Genomic DNA, 16,841 nt, shown 5'->3' on the forward strand with positions numbered 1-16,841 from the left:
GTGAGCTGATGTTCAGTGACGCCATTGGCGTGGAGGTGGCGATGTTTCAGGTGCACAAAAAAGGCTTCGTGGCCGGCAAGAAAATGGTCGACGGCCTGGTGCCTTACGATTTCTTCTGTGAAGACAGCCCGGCGATCAACCTGTTCGTGTTTACCGGCTCTGCGGCCCTCGGCCAAACCGTGGAAGAGCAGACATTGTGGGGCTTTACCCGGCTGGAGCGGTTTGAAGCCATGACCGGCGCCCTGGTGGCGAACAAGAAGAACGACGGCTGGTTTCAAAGCGTCAACGTGCTCACCGGGCCCAACCAGAACGGCACCCAAAGTGTGAAATTCCAGCGTGTGCTGAAGATCATCAAGCACGCCACCGCCACGGGCCGCGCGACCAGCAAGTTTGAATACGAGATTCATACGGATGAAGGCGACACCTACTTCACCCGCCGACCCGCTGCACCCGACAGTGCGCAAACCGTCATTTATGCGGCGGATCAATAGCGCGGCTGCCGGAGTTCAAAAAGAGCGAAAAGCAGCGAAAAGGGGACAGATTTATTTATAAAATAAATCTGTCCCCTTTTTACCGTCCTCTTTTTACCGTTACCTGCCGGCAGCCTCTACCGGTGTTGAAACCTTGGCAACGAAGCAATCCGCATCTTCGGCTCCTGCAACCTGGCCAGGTCACTGGCAATCTGCGCCCGCCAGAAATGCGCCCCGGCCAACTGCGCATCCACCCACGCCTGGCGCAGCAACACCTTGGCCTTGTCCACCGACCCGTACTGGGCCTGGCGCAGAATCAGCTGCGCCTTGATCCGCAACATCTGCGGCACGAACCAGCGCTCATGCCGGCCCAGCGCCAATTGCAGGGTGTCTTCCAATACCTCCAGCGCCAGTTTCTCCAGGCCCAGCCGCGCCAGCCCCAGGGCGTATTCACAACGCAGCAAGCTATAAAGCTGGCTATCGCCTTGGCCATGCAGGTGATGCAAGGCCTCACCCAGCAACGGCACGCCTTCTTCGGGCGACCCCTGGCGGATCAGCAGGATGCTCTCGAAGCACAGCCGAAACTGACGCCAGATGTGCAGGTCCTGCTGGGTCGTGCTGTCTTGCAGCAAGCCCAGGTAGTACCGCACCTTGGGCAGGTTGGACGCCAACAGCGCCAGGGGAATTGCCCCCAGGCACAGGGTGTACCAGAGGGTCGCGGGGTGATCGAGGGTGATGGCTTCATCGACGCAACTGCCGATCAGGCGCAGCGCCGGGTCGACATCGCCTTCCAGCAACTGCACCTGTGCCTTGAGGCAGCGGGCGGCGATGCGCTGGTCAAAATGCACGTCGATAATATGCGAGCGCGGCGCTGACGGTGACCCCAGTGCCTCGTCGATATTCTGTCGGGCGCCGGCCAGGTCGCCCATGTGAAACAACGCCAGCGCGCGCATGCGTTTACCCAGCAGTTGCTGGTTGTCGCTGTGGCTCAGGCTGATGTAGCGCTCGGCCAATTCCAGTGCTTCGGCGTACTGGTTGCAGCCGCAGCGGTCACTCCACAGGCCCCACAGCGCCCGCAGCTTGTGCTCGGCATCGCCCAGGTCGCGGGCGTCTTCACGCACCTGGCGCCAGGCTTCGCGCATTGGCCCGCCGGTGCCATAGGTGAGCATCAGCACGCTGGCCAGGGCGGTTTGCAACAGCATGCGCTGGCGCAGCGGCAGCGGCAGCGGGGTGGTGGCGGCGCTGGCCAGGCCTTTGTCGACCCAGGTGCGGCACTCGCTGACCAGCGACAGGCGCAGCCACAGCGGCACACCGCCCAGGGTCAGTTCGATGCCGGTGGGCAGGTCGCCCGAGGCTGAAAAGGCCCACTCCAGCGCGGTGCGGATGGTGTTGATTTCCGGGCCGTAGAGGCCGATCCAGGTCTCGGGAGAAAGCCCGTCGAGGGTCTGCCCGGCTTCCTGCAATACGCCCAGCGCATACAGTGCATGACGCTGGCGGGTGGCATCGGCTTCGCCGTGTTCGTTGAGCTTCTCCAGGGCGTAGGCGCGGGTGGTTTCCAGCAGGCGGTAGCGCTTGAGCAACTGCGATTCACCGGCGATCAGCAGCGACTTGTCCATCAGGCTTTCCAGCAAGGGCAGGGCATTGCGGGCATCGAGGGTACTGCTGGCGGTCATGGCCTTGACCGCGTCCAGGGTAAAAGAACCGGTGAACACCGCCAGTTGGCGCAACATGGCCTGTTCGTCGCCGGTGAGCATCGAGTAGGTCCAGTCCAGGGTCGCGCTCAGTGAACGGTGGCGGGCGAGGGCGGTGCGCCGGCCGGTCATTTGCAGGCGGAAGCTGCCGTCGAGCAACCCCACCAGGTCCTGGATGCCAAAGGTGCGGACCCGCGCTGCGGCGATTTCGATGGCCAGGGCGTTGCTATCGAGCTTGCGACAGATGGCGCTGGCGGCGGCGACGTCGGTGTCCTTGAACACGAAGGCGGGGTCGAGGGCCTTGACCCGTTCGATGAACAACGCGATGCCCGACCAGGTCATGGCTTGCTCGGCACTCAAGTTCACGTCTTCGTCCGGCACCAGCAGCGGTGCGAGGTCGTGCACCCGTTCGCCTTCGGCCCGCAGCGGTTCGCGGCTGGTGGTCAGCACGCAGCACTGGGGCGCGCAGCGCAGCAGCACTTCGACGACGTCGGCGGTGGCTTGCAGCACGTGCTCGCAGTTGTCGAGCACCAGCAGCAACGGGCTGTTGGCGAGCATCGAGGCCACGCTTTGCAAGGGCTCGTCACTTACGCTTTGAATGCCCAGCGCGTTGGCGAGCATGCCGGCCACCCATTGGCCGCTGGTGGCGGGGGCCAGGTCGACGAAGCACATGCCCTGGTGAAAGCGGCCCTGCAGCAGCTGCGCCACGGCCAGGGCCACGGTGGTCTTGCCGATGCCGCCGGGGCCGGTGATGGTCACGAAACGCTGGCTCAGTACCTGGTCGGCCAGGCTCAGGATCAGCTGTTCGCGGCCAATCACCGTGGTGGGCGCCGGTTGCAGGTTCGGTGCCTCTACTGTCGGGGCGGGCAGCAGGGCCTGGGTCATAGCGCCTTCACCCACCGCCTGCATCGTCACCGGCGCGACAAACCGATAACCCCGGCCTGGCACGGTGACGATGTAGCTGAAGTTGCCGTCATCCCCCAGCGCCCGGCGCAGCGCAACGATCTGCGCGCGCAGGTTGCATTCCTCCACCACCACTTTGGGCCAGGCGAAAGAGATCAGCTCGGACTTTTCCAGCAACTCGCCAGCCCGACTGGCGAGGGCGATCAGCAAGTACAAGGCGCGGCTGCCGAGGGTCACCGGCTCGCCGTTGCGCAGCAATACATGCTGGCGCGCCAACAAGAGAAAGGGGCCAAAACCGATTGCATTCTCGGTGTGGTCCGGGGCCTGGGGGACGAGGTCCGTGAAGGACACTGCGGGGGATTTGCTCGAACTCATCAATTTGTCCTTTTTTGTAGTCGGGCTTGTTATTGGCGATCAGGCCATTCGCCCTTTTGGGTGCTTACGTGCGGCAGCAGGCTTGGAGAGTTGAAGTCGATCAAAAAGGTGAGAGTTGTCGCCCTCCTTTGGGGCATGGACGTTGTTATAGGGCGCGGGGCCGTTGGGTTTCAGGCGATGAGACTGTTTCAATTTAGAAACATTTTATTACTAGAAAACCTGATGTAGCAGAATGTATGCCAGTTGGCATGTAACAAAGATGACAACAACCGTATGAAATTTATGGGGATTTTTGAGGTCGTCGAAAGCGGGGGAAGGTGGGTGTTCGGAAAGGCGAATATTTCTAATTGTGTCGTTCGGGATGCCGAATAAAACGGCGGTGGTTTGGCGTGGTTTTTTTGGCTGTGTATCAGACTGTGTATCAGCACCCACCTGATACACCGGCATGAATAGAAGGAGGGAACGCGACACAGACGGGATACACGCCTGGCTTTAAATCTGTCTACCAGATGGCGCAGGCGGTCACTCACCGCACAAGCGCCCTGGCCACATTCAGTCAAGCCAGGAGATTCAACAATGAAGCGCCATTACGCAGCCCTTGCCGCCACCCTCGCACTGTCCCTCGGTGCCTTCGCCGCCACCGCCCATGCCGAGGATGCCAAGCCTCAGGAAAAATGCTTCGGCGTGTCCCTCGCCGGTGCCAACGATTGCGCCGCCGGTGCCGGGACTTCCTGCGCCGGCACCGCCAAGGCGGATTACCAGGGCAACGCCTGGGTGCTGGTGGACAAAGGCACCTGCACCCAGATCAAAACCCCCAAAGGCTTCGGCAGCCTGACGGAACAACCATGATTGCCCTGGCCCCTGCGGTGCTCAAGCGTGTGCTGCCTGAGGCGCTGCTGTTGCTGGTGGCCCGCCTCGGGATCGCTTCGGTGTTTTTCCTCTCGGGCCGCACCAAGGTGACCGGTTTCCTGCAGCTCAAGCCGTCGACCTACACCTTGTTTCGCTCGGAATACGCCTTGCCGCTGGTGCCGCCGGACTGGGCAGCGCACCTGGCGACCTACGCCGAGCATCTGTTCCCGCTGTTGCTGGTGCTGGGCCTGCTGACCCGCCCGGCGGCTGCCGCGCTGTTGGGCATGACCCTGGTGATCGAGGTGTTCGTATACCCCGACGCCTGGCCGACCCACCTGACCTGGGCGGGCTTGTTGCTGCCGCTGCTGGCGTATGGCGGCGGGGCCTGGTCACTGGACCGCGTGCTGTCCGGCCAACGCCGTTAACCCTTTCACAACAATGATCAGGCCCCAAGGCCTGTGGAGAGTCGCATGCGTATTCTTTCTTCCCTGGCGATCGCCATGGCACTCGCTACACCGTTGGTGGCCTCGGCCGCCGATGCAGCCAAGCCCCAGCCGGGCACCGGTAAAAGCGTGGTGATCGTGCCCGGTTCCTTTGTCGACGGCTCCGGCTGGCGAGTGGTGCACGACATCCTGATTCACAAGGGCTACAAGGTCACCGTGGTGCATCAGGGCCATGAAAGCCTCGCCGCCGACGTGGCCGAGGCCCGCGAAGTGCTGGAGCAGCAGGTCGGCCCGGTGGTGCTGGTGGGTCACAGCTCCGGCGGCGGGGTGATCTCGATTGCCGGTGACCGCGACAAGGTCAAGTCGATGGTCTATGTCTCGGCCCTGCAACCGGAAGTCGGCGAGAACATGAGCCAGCTGCTGTCGTCGATGCCGGCGCCGAGCAATGACGTGATGCAGACCCGCGACGGGCATCTGTTCTTTGATCGCACCAAGTTCAATGCCGACTTTGCTGCCGACCTGACCACCAACCGCACCGACTTCATGGCCGCCTCCCAGGTGCCGGCCACCACCGCGCTGTTCGGCGGCACCGTGTGGGCCGCGGCCTGGCACAAGAAGCCGACCTACGCCGTGGTGTCCACCGAAGACCGTGCCCTGAGCCCCGATCTGCAGCGCTGGATGTACAAGCGCGCCGGCTCGAAAGTCACTGAAATCAAGGCCAGCCACTCGGTGTACATCTCCCAGCCCGAGGCTGTGGCGAAGGTCATCGAAGACGCGGCATCCGTCATCAAATAAACCCCACCCCGAGGAGTAATACCCATGAGCACATCCATCAAATCCCGCTTGAGCCTTGCCACTGCTGCCGCCCTGATCGCCATGGCGTCCGCTTCCTTCGCGGCCGCCGCCAGCGCCGCCGACCAGCCGGAACAGCCGGGTCGCTGCTACGGCGTGAACAACTGCAAGGGCGAAAGCCTGTGCGCCACGGCCAAGAACGATTGCAAGGGCCTCAACAGCTGCAAGGGCCAGGGCGTTGTCGTCAAGACCCCGTCCGAGTGCCTGAAGCTGGGCGGCACCACTACCGAACCGAAGTAACACCCCGGCGGGCCCAGGTTGGGCCCGCCGCCTATTTATGCAACGGAGACCACATGATGCCGACACCCAACCCGCGTTTTCCAGGCTATGGCCTGGGGCTGCGCAAGGAACACTACAGCGAGTTCCTGGAGAACCCGGTGGCGGTGGATTTCGTTGAAGTGATCTCCGAGAATTTCATGGTCGCGGGCGGCCAGCCCCGGCACATCCTGCGCCAGATTCGCGAGCGGTATCCGGTGGCGCTGCACGGGGTGTCGATGTCGATCGGCACGGCCGAGGGCCTCGATCGCGATTACCTGAAACGCCTCAAGTCGCTGGTGGACGAGATCGAACCGCTGTTTGTGTCCGACCACTTGAGCTGGTCCCGCAGTGGGGCCTTCAACTCCCATGATCTGTTGCCGGTGCCTTACACCCATGAGGCATTGGACCGGGTCTGCGCCAATATCGACCGGGCTCAAGAAGTGTTGGGCCGCACGATGCTGTTTGAAAACCCGTCCAGCTACCTGGCCTTTGATGGCGCGTCCATGAGCGAGTGGGAATTCATCGCCGCCATGTCCCGGCGCACCGGCTGCGAGCTGTTGCTGGACGTCAATAATGTGTTTGTCAGCGCCAGCAACCATGGCTTTGACGCTCTCGCGTTTCTCGACGGGATTCCGGCCGAGCGGGTCCGGCAAATTCACCTGGCCGGCCATAGCCAGGGCCGCGATTTGCTGATCGACAGCCACGACAGCCCGGTGTGTGATGGCGTCTGGGACTTGTATGCCAAGGCCGTTGCGTTGCTCGGCCCGGTCGCCACGATGATCGAGCGCGATGACGAGATCCCGCCCCTGGCAGAGCTGCTGGAGGAGCTGTCGATCGCCCGCATGCTCGGTGCCTCCGAGGCCTACAAGCGTGCGCAGGTGCGCTCATGAATCTCGCGCAATGGCAGCAGGCTTTTCATACCTGGCTGGTGAGTGCCTCGGAGCAGTCGGCCGAGATGTTGGGTAACAAGGCCGCGGGACTGGCGGTGTATCAGAACAACTACCGCGCGCAATTGGTGGGTTGCCTGGAACAGGCGTTTCCCAACCTGCGGCGCTGGGTCGGGGACGAGGCGTTCCTGGCCGCGTGCGTCAGCCATATCGACCGGCATCCGCCCCATGCCTGGACCCTGGACGTCTATCCCGAGGGTTTTCACCTGACCCTGGGCGAACTGTTCCCCAACAATCCCGACGTGCATGAACTGGCCTGGATCGAGTCGTCGCTCAATGAAGCGTTTGTCGCCGCCGATGCCAGCCCGTTGCCCATGGACGTGCTGGCGTCGGTGGATTGGGACACGGCACGCCTGCAACTCACGCCGTCGCTGCGCTGCCATGGGCTGACCACCAACGCCGAGGCGATCTGGTCGGCATTGTGGCAGCAAACCCCGGCGCCCGAGGCGCTGATGCTGGCCGAGGCCGGTGGGCTGCTGGTGTGGCGCCGCCAGTTCACCTCGCGCTTGCGCCAGGTCGATGCGCTGGAGTTCCAGGCCTTGGTGCACCTGCAAGGCGACGGCAGTTTTGCCGGGTTGTGCGAGTTTCTGGTAGCGCGCCTGGGGGAAGAGCAGGGCGTCGCGAAAGCCGGTGAGCTGTTGGCCGGCTGGATCGGCAGCGAGTTGATTGTGGGGGTCGTTGAAGACCTTTCTGTGTCGCATTTTTCGGAGCTATAAACCTATGTCTTTTTTCAATCGCCGTCGCTTTCTGATTTCCAGCGCCATTGCTTCAGTGGCGTTGTCACTGCCGGTCATGGCGACGCCCGCCCGTTGGACGATCCGCCAGGTCAGCACCGACCTGCTGGATATCGGCTACTACGAGGCCGGCCCGGAAGAGGGCAGGCCGATCATTTTGCTGCATGGCGCGGACGGCGACCTGGAGCGCTTCGCCGAGGTCGCACCCTACCTGGCCGCCCGGGGCTTTCGGGTAGTTGCCCCGTACCTGCGTGGCCATGGCACTACCACGCCGCTGGACAAGGCGGCACCCGCCAGCACTCAGGAAGTGGTGCTCGGCCAGGACGTGCTGGACTTGATGAACGCCTTGCACATCCCCGAGGCGGTGCTCGGCGGGTTCGATCTCGGCGGCCGCGCTGCCACCGCCGCGGCGACCTTGCGGCCAAGCCGTTGCGTGGCATTGGTCACCGTCAACAGCGCGCCGCAGCCCGCCCTGGCCGAGGTGCTGGTGCAGATGGCGCAGATGGGCAAATGGCGCACCTGAACATGAATATTTGGACAGCCGCGCATTTGCCCGCTGAAAAAAAAGGCCGCTGCCCGTAATCTAGACGCCTTTGCCACGTGTGCGGATTGTCCATGTCTTCAGTAGCTGATGGGTTGCCCAGTGATAAGCGTCTAGCGGCGGTTGTCGCCATTTCCCTGGGGATCGGCATGGCGACCCTCGACACGGCCATCGTCAACACCGCGTTGCCGACCCTGGCCGAAGGGATTGGCACCGACTCCGCTTCGGTGATCTGGGTGGTCAATGCCTACCAGTTGGCGACCATTGCGGCGGTACTGCCCTTTGCGTCCCTGAGTGATGTGGTCGGCCACCGCCGGGTGTTCCTCGGCGGCTTGCTGGTGTTTGTGGTGGCGTCGCTGTTTTGCGGGCTGGCCTGGTCACTGCCGACGCTGACTGCCGCCCGGGTGGTGCAGGGCCTGGGCGCTGCGGCAATCATGAGCGTCAACATTGCGCTGCTGCGGCACATCTACCCGGCAAAAATCCTCGGCCGAGGGCTGGGGTATAACTCATTGGTGGTGGGGCTGGCCTTTACCCTGGGGCCGACGGCGGCGTCGGCGATTCTATCGGTGGCTACCTGGCACTGGTTGTACCTGATCAACCTGCCCCTGGGGGCACTGGCCTTGTGGCTCGGGGTGCGGGCGATTCCGGTGATCCCGATCACCGGGCATGCCTTCGACCGGCTGGCGGCAATTCTCTGCGCCGGGTTGTTTGCCCTGCTGGTGCTGGGCCTGGGCTCGGCGGTGCACGGTGCGCAGGCGGTGTTGACGCTGGGGCTGATCGCCGTGGCGCTGCTGTGCGGGCTGTTGCTGATCCGCCGTCAGGCCGGGCACCCGGCGCCGATGCTTGCGGTGGATCTGTTCAAGCGCCCGCTGTTCACCTTGTCGGCCCTCACCGCGATTTGCGCGTTCAGCGCCCAGGGGCTGGCGTTTGTGTCGCTGCCGTTCCTGTTGCAAACCGTGTTGGGGCACAGCCAGGTGGCCACCGGTTTCCTGATGACGCCGTGGCCGGCGGTGGTCGCGGTGATGGCGCTGATTGCCGGGCGCCTGGCGGACCGTATCTCCCTGGCGTTGTTGTGCGGCATCGGCCTGGTGATGTTGAGCGCGGGCATGGCCTCGCTGGCGACCCTGGGCAACGACGCCTCGACCTTCGACATCGGTTGGCGCATGGCCCTGTGTGGCGCCGGGTTCGGTTTTTTCCAGTCGCCCAACCTCAAGGCGATCATGACCAGCGCACCGATTGCCCGCAGCGGGGGAGCCAGCGGGATCGTCGCCACTTCGCGGTTGATGGGGCAGACACTCGGCGCTTCGTTGGTGGCGTTGTGTTTCCACCTGTCCCTGAGCAGCGGCCCGCAGTACGCGTTGTGGCTGGGCTGCGGGTTTGCCCTGGTGGGCGCGGTGGCCAGCGGGTTGCGCCTGATGCAGGACGGCGCCAAGGTTTAATCATTTGGGCCTTGTAAAACCTTGAGGTAGACGGCTACCGTGGCCGTCTAAATAATTCTGAATGTTTCAGCTTTTATGTCTGATCTGGCCCAACGCAGTGCTGATTCCCACTCCCGCCGTGCCGCGCTGACCCTTGGCCTGTGCCTGCCCAGTGACGTGTTGCTGTACCTGGTGCTGCCGATGGAGTCCCAGGCGTTCGGTATCACCCTGGCCCAGGCCGGGGTGCTGCTGGCGGCCAACCGCCTGGTGCGGATCTTCGGCTACAAGCATGTTCTGAATTTCTACGCCCGCAACGGTGATCGGCTGACGTGCTCCATTGCCGCCGGCGCGGCGGCGGTGTGTGCCCTTGGCAACTCGATGCTGTCCGGGTTTGCGGCCTTGCTCGGGCTGCGGTTGGTCTGGGGCCTGTGTTTTGCGGCGTTGAACCTTTCCACTCAAGTATTGGCTACCTCTGAACCGCTGGGTGCGGCGCGGCGGGCGGGGCGGTCGCGGGCGTTGATTGCCCTGGGGCCGATGCTGGCCTTGCCGTTGGGTGGGTGGCTGACGTTGCAGGTTGGGCCGCGGCCGATCTTCTGGATTCTGGCGGTGTGTTGCCTGGTGGGGTTGTGGATGGCGCGGGGGTTGCCGACTGCGGGTCACAATTTGCATGGCACGCCGGGGCGGCGGTTCAAGTTGCCTGACAGTGTGGCGACCTGGTCGTTTATCGAAGGGGTGGCGCTGGATGGGCTGTTTATCTTTGGCCTGTCGATTCAGGCGCAGAAGCTGCTGGGGGGCAATGCGGTATTGATTGCCGGTGGGTTGATGGCGCTGCGTTATGTGTCGGAGTTGCTTCTGAGTCCGCTGGGGGGGCGTGCTGCGCAGCAGTTTGGTGCTACTTCAATGTTGCTGCTGTTTTCGTTTCTCAGTGCGTTGGCGTTGGGGGCGTTTGGTAGTCATTGGGTGATTGTGGGGGCGGCGGCGGTGTTGGTGTTGCGGGCGTTGCAGTTGCCGTTGGTGACGACGCTGGTGGCGGAGCGTAATCCGGGGGCGATGCGGGTTTCGGCGTTGGCGTCGAATGCGGTGTGGCGTGATGTGGGGGCGGGGCTTGGGCCTTTGCTGGCGGGGTTGTTGTTGCCGGTGGCGTCGGCGCCTTGGGTGTTTGGCGTGGCAGGGGCGGCGATTGCGGTCAGTGCGGTGTTTTGCTGGCGGGCCAGGGGTTTAGCATGAGATGGGGGGAGGGGGGTACATATCCGTTTCTTCGGTAACGGCCACTTAGGGTTCCGCTCTTACAGCGGGTCACTTTTTTACAAACGCCTAAAAAAGTAACCAAAAAACGCTTTGCCCCACCACTCGGTGCCTCGCTCAGGCTCGGCATGCCCGCACTCCGGCCCGGTTCCGCGGGCCGCCGCGACGGGCCATCCATGGCCCGGCGCGGCTAAATCGGCATCCTTGCCGATTTACCCGCTCCACCGTGCCTACTTGCGGCCATCGTGGTTGACGGGGCCCGCAGATCAAAATCAAAAGCAAGAGCACGGCGGCCTGAAAGCCGACCTGAGTGTTAAAAGCCAGATCAAAAGCCAAAGCGAAAACCGATCTGCTTTTCTGTGGGAGCGGGCTTGCTCGCGAAAAACCTGAGAGCGCCGCGTTGAATCAGGATGCCCGCGTCATCGTTAACGACCTTCGCGAGCAAGCCCGCTCCCACATTTTTGACCGTGCCCGCTTTAGATTTTGATTTGGCTTTTGCTCTTCAACACTCAAGCCGGCCGGTAGGCCGCTGTGCTGTTGATCTGCTTTTGATCTTAGGCGCCCCGTTAAACCACGCTGGCCGAACGCGGGCTTTGGAGCGTGGGTAACCCGGCAGGACGCCGGGTTAGCCGTCCTGGGCCAGGGATGGCCCATGACGGCGGCCCACGGTCCAAAGCCGGAGTGAGGGCACTCCGAGCCTAGGCGAGGAGCCGAGTGGTGGGGCAAGAGCGTTTTGCTTACTTTTGACTGGGCCGGCATTCCGGCTGTTCAAAAGTGAGCCGCTGTAAGAGCGGAACCCATATCAGCCATCACCCAAATAACGGATATGCCCCCCAATCAGCGAGCCTTCACAGCCTCAACCCAATCCGGATCCAGCCGCGTCTGGTCAGGCTCAATCCCCAACCCCCGCATCCTCTCCAGGTGCTCATCAACCTCGCGCACCAACTGCGCCTGAGAACTCGAATTGGCGTCCAGTTCGTGCATCTGCATCAACCCAAGGTGATAAAACCGCAGCAACTTGATCGCCACCGGATCATTCGCCTTCACCCCGTCAGTCACCTTGTGCATCACATTAGTCACACTCATCAGGCTGCGCTTGAGCTGCCACCCATACACCGCCGGCGCGAACCAGGCCTGGTTCCAGAACGGCCCCCGCACCAGCCCTACGGTAATCAACACCCCGGCAAACACCCCGCCCACATTAAAGCGAAAATTATCCCCCCCAGGCTCACCAAACAGCATCACCGCCAGGCTGGAAAGCACCATCGCCAACACCACAAACAACCCCGCGACTATCAACGTACTGCGTCGCGTCTGCTGGCGAAAAACAATCGGGTCGCACGGTTTGAGCTCAAACATCCAGGGTCAGTCTCCATGGCACAAGTAGGGTTATAACGCCGGCCAGCATCTTCTCATGCTTCACCCGTCGGAGTGACGGTAATCAGGTTGAACGATGGATCAGCGCAATTTCTCTAACCCCTGTAGGCAACCGACCCCCAAGTGAGGTGAACCATGACCCGGTACCAGCAACAGCCGCCCGGCACACCCAACCCCGACCGCACCCCCGGCGAAGAGGAACGTGACAACGACGCCCTGCGCCCCAACGACCCGGCCGAACGGCAAGACGAAGAAGAGCAGGTCGAGGAAGACCTGGAAAACCTGCACGACAAGGCCCGCCCGCTGTAGACCCTGCGCGCCAAGGAGGTAGTTATGACTAATCGTACAAGCGGCCCGCATTCATCCGAGCATTCCAGCGGCAAGGACGAATTGGGTTTCGACCCCGATTCCCCGGACGTCGCAGACCCACAGGTCGACCCGGTAGGCCCCGCCATTGCCCCGTTGGACAAGCCAGAAAAAACCGGCAAGAAGCCGGCCTATGATCCCCTCGGTGATCTGAAAAAGTGAAACAAGCCCCGCCGTCGTGCGGGGCTTTTTATTCCTCAACCAAGCCGTTTCGGGGCTGTCCATGTCACCTCGGTGATGCCGAACTTCTCCGCCCAGGGACGAGTGGTCTTTTTCACCCGCTCGTGCCCCGGCCGGCCTATCCGCCCCACGTGGGCAATGTCGGCGTCAACGGCCGCCCAATGCCACGCTTCGGCGTTGTTCATGACCTCGGTACGCACCACAAAGGTTTTTGGTTCGCCGTGTAGCAAGTAGTGGATGGTGTAGATCATTGCGGTACTCATGATGCCTCCCTGTCTTGTAGTGAATGGATATAAATCAGTTCAGAAAGGTTCAGAAAGTTTGTGCATCTGAGGGCTTGCATTTGATTCAACCCACAATTGGCAAATAACCGCCGTCAGGGTATTAGTGGTGCTTTCGCCACCGACTCCAGGATTGCGTCATGCCAGAGCTGACCCACAGCCGCCTCTACCTGCAACGTCTGGGCTACGACACGCCGCCTCCGCCCACCCTGCAAACCCTGCAGGATCTGCAGTTGCGCCATGTCAGCACCTTTGCGTTTGAAAGCCTGTCGACCCTGCTGCACGCACCGGTGCCGATCGATTTGCCGAGCGTCGAACAAAAAGTCCTGTTCGACGGCCGTGGTGGTTATTGCTACGAGCTGAACCAGCTGTTCCTGGCCTTGTTGCAGGAGTTGGGCTTCGAGGCGCGGGGCATTACCGGCCGTGTGGTGATGGGGGGGCCTCCCGATGAACTTACGGCGCGCACCCATCGGCTGAGCCTGGTGACCCTGGACGGCGTGCGTTACATCAGTGATGTCGGCTTTGGTGGCATGGTGCCCACCAGTCCGTTGCAACTGGACACCGATGCCACCCAGGCCACCGCCCATGAACCCTATCGCCTGAGCCTGGACGAGGGCAGCTACACCTTGTGGGCGCAGGTCGCCGGTGAGTGGCGCGGCTTATATGTGTTCGACCTGCAGGTGCAGTCACACTTCGACTACGAAATCGGTAACTGGTACGTCTCCACCCACCCGGATTCGCCGTTCCTCGGCCAGCTGAAAGTCGCACTGATTGGTCCGGGATTTCGCCGCACGCTGAACAACGGCCAGTACGCGATTCACTACCTGGACCGGGCCAGCGAAAAGCGTGCAATCGAGGACGTCGAAGAGTTGCTGAACCTGTTGCAGGCCAGCTTTGGCATTCGCCTGCCGCAGCATCCGCAGTTGCGGTCAATTTTCGGTCGTTTGCTGGCTCCCGTCCAAGACGCTTGATGTAGAGCCTTCGCTGAACCGTTTTACCTCGAAAAAGGTGCAAATTAATTCGAACCTTTCGCCAAAACGAGGGTTCGAAGCGTTTCCTGAATAATTTGCCACCTGCAATGGAGACGTAAAACGATGTCCAAACTATTCGGAAAGATCCTCAAGAATTCCTCGGTCCTGGCCTTGATCGCGGCACCTGGTGTGGTGTTCGCAGCAGCGCCGACCGACCCGATTTCCACCTTCGGGATCCTCGGCAGCTACAACGACTTCAAACTCGAAGGCGGTAGCCAAAGCGACAAGGACCACATGCCTGAAGCCGGCCTGTTCTATAACTTCGGCAACAAGCTGACGGCTGAATCCGGCTTTATCTACCAGGCCGGTATCGAAGCCAAGTACGGCGAGAAGAGCGACAACAAGCTCAAGGAAGGCCAGGCCGACCTCGACCTCGGCTGGCGTGCCGCGCTGGATGCGCGCAACTTCGTCGACGTGCTGGTGGGTGGCGGCTACAGCTGGACCCGCTACGAGCCGGACTCGGGCGACTACGACATGAAACTCACCAACAAATCGCCGTTCGCCAAGGCGGCCCTGGGCTACAACCACCAGTTCGACGACATGACCATGCGTGTTGAACTGGGCGCCCGCCATACCATCGACGGCCGCGCCAAGCTCAAGGTCGACGGCATCGGCAGCGACACCGTGGACCTCAAGGACCGCACCAACCCGTACGCCGAAGTCAGCCTGCTGATGAACCAGAAAGGCGATCTGCCAGTGATGGCGGGCCTGTACTACACCCGCACCGAGTACAAGCTCGATGACGATTCGTACGTGGCCGACAACACCAAGCTCAAGCGTGACGAGTATGGGTTCAAGGTCGGTATAGCCTTCTAAGCCCACCTCGATTCTAACGGTGGGAGCGGGCTTGCTCGCGAATGCGGTGTATCAGTAACAGATCTGATGACTGATACACCGCATTCGCGAGCAAGCCCGCTCCCACATTTGATCGGCGTTGCGGCTCAATCAACTGTCCGCCCAAGCCCCCCTTTCTGTCCCCCAATACCCTCAACGCCGCGCCCTGGCTGCCTTAGTGTGGATCACGCTTTCACACAATAAGAGAGAAGGTGGCTATGCGGGCAATCAACCCCCGTCGCATCAGTCTGCTGCTGGCCGTGACCTGCCTGCTGACAGCCTGTGGCGACAAACCGAAACATCCCCCCGAACGTGCCACGGCGGCCAATGCCATGCCGAGCGACGCAGCCCTGGCCCAGGTCTACGACACCAGTTGCAAGCTGTGCCACGCCAACCCGGCCTCCGGTGCGCCGCTGACCGGTGACGGCCCGGCCTGGAGCCCGCGCATCGCCCAGGGCCCGGACACCCTGCTGGACCACACCATCAACGGCTACAACGGCATGCCGCCGATGGGCCTGTGCGTGCAGTGCTCCGAAGAGCAATTCCTGGGGCTGATCAGTTTTATGTCGGGTCAACACATCCAATAAGCATAACGGGGTAGGCAATGGCGCTTTCACGGCGAGAATTATTGCAGCGCGGCGCGGTAGCCGGCGCGTTCATGGCATTGACCAGTAACCCGGTACTGGCCCAGCTGGCCCGGGCACCGCGGCTGATTCCCTGGCGCAATTGGTCGGGGGCGCAAACCTGTCTGCCCCTGGCGCGGCTGGCGCCGAAGAACCTTGATGAACTGGTGCAGGTCATCGGCCAGGCACCGGGCAAGGTGCGGCCGGTGGGCTCGGGCCATTCGTTCAGTGCCCTGGTGCCCACCGACGGCACGCTGCTGTCCCTGAGTTACTTCAATGGCCTGCTGGATCACGACCCGCAAACCGTGCAGGCCACCTTCGCCGCCGGCACGCCGATGTCGCGCATGGGCCAGGCCTTGAAAGACGTCGGGCAGGCGCTGCCGAACATGGCGGATATCGACTACCAGACCCTGGCCGGGGCGATCTCCACTTCCACTCACGGCACCGGTGTGGGCTTCACCTCATATTCCGGTTGCGTCACCGGGCTGCAACTGGTGACCGCCCAGGGTGAGGTGCTGGAGTGCGACGCCAAGCGCCACCCCGAGGTGTTCAGTGCCGCCCGGGTGTCCCTCGGCGCCCTCGGCGTGGCCACCCAGGTCCGCCTGCAAAACCGCGCACCGTACCGCCTGCGGGAGCGCCAGTGGATCGCCAAGACTGAAGAACTGCTGGAGGACGTGGCTAAGAACACCCGGGAAAACCAGCACTGGGAAATGCTCGTGGTGACCCATTCCGACTACGCCCTGTCCATCGCCCTGAACGAAACCACCGACCCCGAAACCCCGCCCATCGACCCGGCGGAGGCGGGCGGCAACGAGTTTGTGTCGATCATCGAGAAACTCGACAAATACGGCAGCGATTTCCCCGAGGCCCGGCGTACCTTGCTCAACAGCCTGCGCTTTTTTGCCAGCTTCGATGACCGCGTGGCCGAGTCGTTCCAGGTGTACGCCAACGTGCGCAACGTGCGTTTCAACGAGATGGAATATTCAGTGCCCGCCGAGCACGGGCCGGCGTGCCTGCGGGAAATCCTCAAGCTGATCAACGACAAGGACCTGCGCACCTGGTTTCCCATCGAGTACCGCTACGTCAAGGCCGATGAAATTCCGCTGAGCATGTTCGAGGGCCGCGACAGCTGTTCGATTTCCGTGCACCAGCACTACACCATGGACCACCACAACTTCTTCGCCGCCGTAGAACCGATCTTCTGGAAATACGCCGGTCGCCCGCACTGGGGCAAGTTGCACACCCTCAATGCGCGCACCTTGCAGCCGCTGTATCCGCGCTGGGAGGAATTTACCCGAGTGCGCCGCGAGCTGGACCCCAGCGGCAAATTCCTCAATGCGCACCTGTCGTCTATTCTGGGAGTGGCCTGATGAACCGCAGACATTTCATGCTCGGCACCGGCGTGTTGCTGGTGGGGGGGGCC

Annotated in this window: 19 protein-coding genes; 16 read left to right on the forward strand and 3 right to left on the reverse strand. The window is 62.3% G+C overall.

Features of this window, described 5'->3' with window-relative positions:
• Nucleotides 1–41 precede the first annotated feature (41 nt).
• Complete coding sequence (locus tag V6607_RS12355; protein WP_043225222.1) at nucleotides 42–491, forward strand: hypothetical protein; 450 nt, start codon at nucleotides 42–44, stop codon at nucleotides 489–491.
• Nucleotides 492–607: 116 nt separating this feature from the next.
• Here V6607_RS12355 and V6607_RS12360 read toward each other — a convergent pair whose 3' ends face one another.
• Nucleotides 608–3,439 (reverse strand): winged helix-turn-helix domain-containing protein, encoded by a 2,832-nt coding sequence (locus tag V6607_RS12360; protein WP_134326195.1) that lies wholly within the window; start codon nucleotides 3,437–3,439, stop codon nucleotides 608–610.
• A 576-nt stretch (nucleotides 3,440–4,015) separates the two neighbouring features.
• Between V6607_RS12360 and V6607_RS12365 the strand changes: the two genes are divergently transcribed.
• From V6607_RS12365 to V6607_RS12405, 9 genes are all read left to right on the forward strand, one after another.
• The gene (locus V6607_RS12365; RefSeq protein ID WP_003211270.1) at nucleotides 4,016–4,288 is read left to right on the forward strand and encodes a DUF2282 domain-containing protein; all 273 of its coding nucleotides are present in this window, start codon (nucleotides 4,016–4,018) and stop codon (nucleotides 4,286–4,288) included.
• Nucleotides 4,285–4,713 carry a DoxX family protein gene (locus V6607_RS12370; protein WP_003211272.1) on the forward strand — a complete coding sequence of 143 codons (429 nt, stop codon included), beginning with the start codon at nucleotides 4,285–4,287 and terminating at the stop codon, nucleotides 4,711–4,713. The genes V6607_RS12365 and V6607_RS12370 overlap by 4 nt, the downstream gene beginning before the upstream one ends.
• Nucleotides 4,714–4,758: 45 nt before the next feature.
• Complete coding sequence (locus V6607_RS12375) at nucleotides 4,759–5,526, forward strand: alpha/beta hydrolase (RefSeq protein WP_003211274.1); 768 nt, start codon at nucleotides 4,759–4,761, stop codon at nucleotides 5,524–5,526.
• A gap of 24 nt (nucleotides 5,527–5,550) precedes the next feature.
• On the forward strand, nucleotides 5,551–5,823 hold the full coding sequence (locus tag V6607_RS12380) for a hypothetical protein (RefSeq protein ID WP_003211275.1): 273 nt from the start codon (nucleotides 5,551–5,553) through the stop codon (nucleotides 5,821–5,823).
• Nucleotides 5,824–5,879: 56 nt separating this feature from the next.
• A complete protein-coding gene (locus tag V6607_RS12385) occupies nucleotides 5,880–6,731 on the forward strand; it encodes a DUF692 domain-containing protein (protein ID WP_134327647.1) in 852 nt (283 codons plus the stop codon).
• Nucleotides 6,728–7,504: a DNA-binding domain-containing protein gene (locus V6607_RS12390; protein WP_102368640.1), complete on the forward strand. Its 777-nt coding sequence runs from the start codon at nucleotides 6,728–6,730 to the stop codon at nucleotides 7,502–7,504. Before V6607_RS12385 ends, V6607_RS12390 begins: the two co-directional genes overlap by 4 nt.
• Before the next feature lie 4 nt (nucleotides 7,505–7,508).
• Entirely contained in the window at nucleotides 7,509–8,045 is a 537-nt protein-coding gene (locus tag V6607_RS12395; protein WP_102368641.1) for an alpha/beta hydrolase, read from the forward strand.
• A 92-nt stretch (nucleotides 8,046–8,137) separates the two neighbouring features.
• Nucleotides 8,138–9,502: an MFS transporter gene (locus V6607_RS12400; RefSeq protein WP_023658995.1), complete on the forward strand. Its 1,365-nt coding sequence runs from the start codon at nucleotides 8,138–8,140 to the stop codon at nucleotides 9,500–9,502.
• A gap of 75 nt (nucleotides 9,503–9,577) precedes the next feature.
• A complete protein-coding gene (locus V6607_RS12405) occupies nucleotides 9,578–10,708 on the forward strand; it encodes an MFS transporter (protein WP_017478989.1) in 1,131 nt (376 codons plus the stop codon).
• Nucleotides 10,709–11,563: 855 nt separating this feature from the next.
• On the opposite strand, the gene V6607_RS12410 is transcribed toward V6607_RS12405, so the two are convergent.
• The gene (locus V6607_RS12410) at nucleotides 11,564–12,085 is read right to left on the reverse strand and encodes a DUF3087 family protein (protein ID WP_003210892.1); all 522 of its coding nucleotides are present in this window, start codon (nucleotides 12,083–12,085) and stop codon (nucleotides 11,564–11,566) included.
• Nucleotides 12,086–12,238: 153 nt separating this feature from the next.
• Here V6607_RS12410 and V6607_RS12415 point away from each other — a divergent pair, with 153 nt between their 5' ends.
• Together V6607_RS12415 and V6607_RS12420 are read left to right on the forward strand one after the other, a co-directional pair.
• Nucleotides 12,239–12,412 (forward strand): hypothetical protein, encoded by a 174-nt coding sequence (locus V6607_RS12415; protein WP_003210891.1) that lies wholly within the window; start codon nucleotides 12,239–12,241, stop codon nucleotides 12,410–12,412.
• Nucleotides 12,413–12,436: 24 nt separating this feature from the next.
• Entirely contained in the window at nucleotides 12,437–12,631 is a 195-nt protein-coding gene (locus V6607_RS12420; RefSeq protein ID WP_003210890.1) for a DUF6021 family protein, read from the forward strand.
• 35 nt (nucleotides 12,632–12,666) lie between these two features.
• Here the strand turns inward: V6607_RS12420 and V6607_RS12425 are convergent, their stop codons facing one another.
• Nucleotides 12,667–12,912 carry a DUF6555 family protein gene (locus tag V6607_RS12425; protein WP_134326196.1) on the reverse strand — a complete coding sequence of 82 codons (246 nt, stop codon included), beginning with the start codon at nucleotides 12,910–12,912 and terminating at the stop codon, nucleotides 12,667–12,669.
• Between the two features lie 158 nt (nucleotides 12,913–13,070).
• Here V6607_RS12425 and V6607_RS12430 point away from each other — a divergent pair, with 158 nt between their 5' ends.
• The 4 genes from V6607_RS12430 to V6607_RS12445 all read left to right on the forward strand — a co-directional run bounded on the left by V6607_RS12430 (nucleotide 13,071) and on the right by V6607_RS12445 (nucleotide 16,788).
• Entirely contained in the window at nucleotides 13,071–13,901 is an 831-nt protein-coding gene (locus V6607_RS12430) for an arylamine N-acetyltransferase (RefSeq protein ID WP_134326197.1), read from the forward strand.
• A 123-nt stretch (nucleotides 13,902–14,024) separates the two neighbouring features.
• Nucleotides 14,025–14,777 (forward strand): outer membrane beta-barrel protein, encoded by a 753-nt coding sequence (locus tag V6607_RS12435; RefSeq protein ID WP_003210885.1) that lies wholly within the window; start codon nucleotides 14,025–14,027, stop codon nucleotides 14,775–14,777.
• A gap of 236 nt (nucleotides 14,778–15,013) precedes the next feature.
• A complete protein-coding gene (locus V6607_RS12440; protein ID WP_134326198.1) occupies nucleotides 15,014–15,382 on the forward strand; it encodes a cytochrome c5 family protein in 369 nt (122 codons plus the stop codon).
• 77 nt (nucleotides 15,383–15,459) lie between these two features.
• On the forward strand, nucleotides 15,460–16,788 hold the full coding sequence (locus V6607_RS12445; protein WP_166742194.1) for a D-arabinono-1,4-lactone oxidase: 1,329 nt from the start codon (nucleotides 15,460–15,462) through the stop codon (nucleotides 16,786–16,788).
• Nucleotides 16,789–16,841: the final 53 nt, after the last annotated feature.

It is taken from the genome of Pseudomonas sp. KK18, assembly GCF_037094675.1.
Classification (GTDB): Bacteria; Pseudomonadota; Gammaproteobacteria; order Pseudomonadales; family Pseudomonadaceae; genus Aquipseudomonas.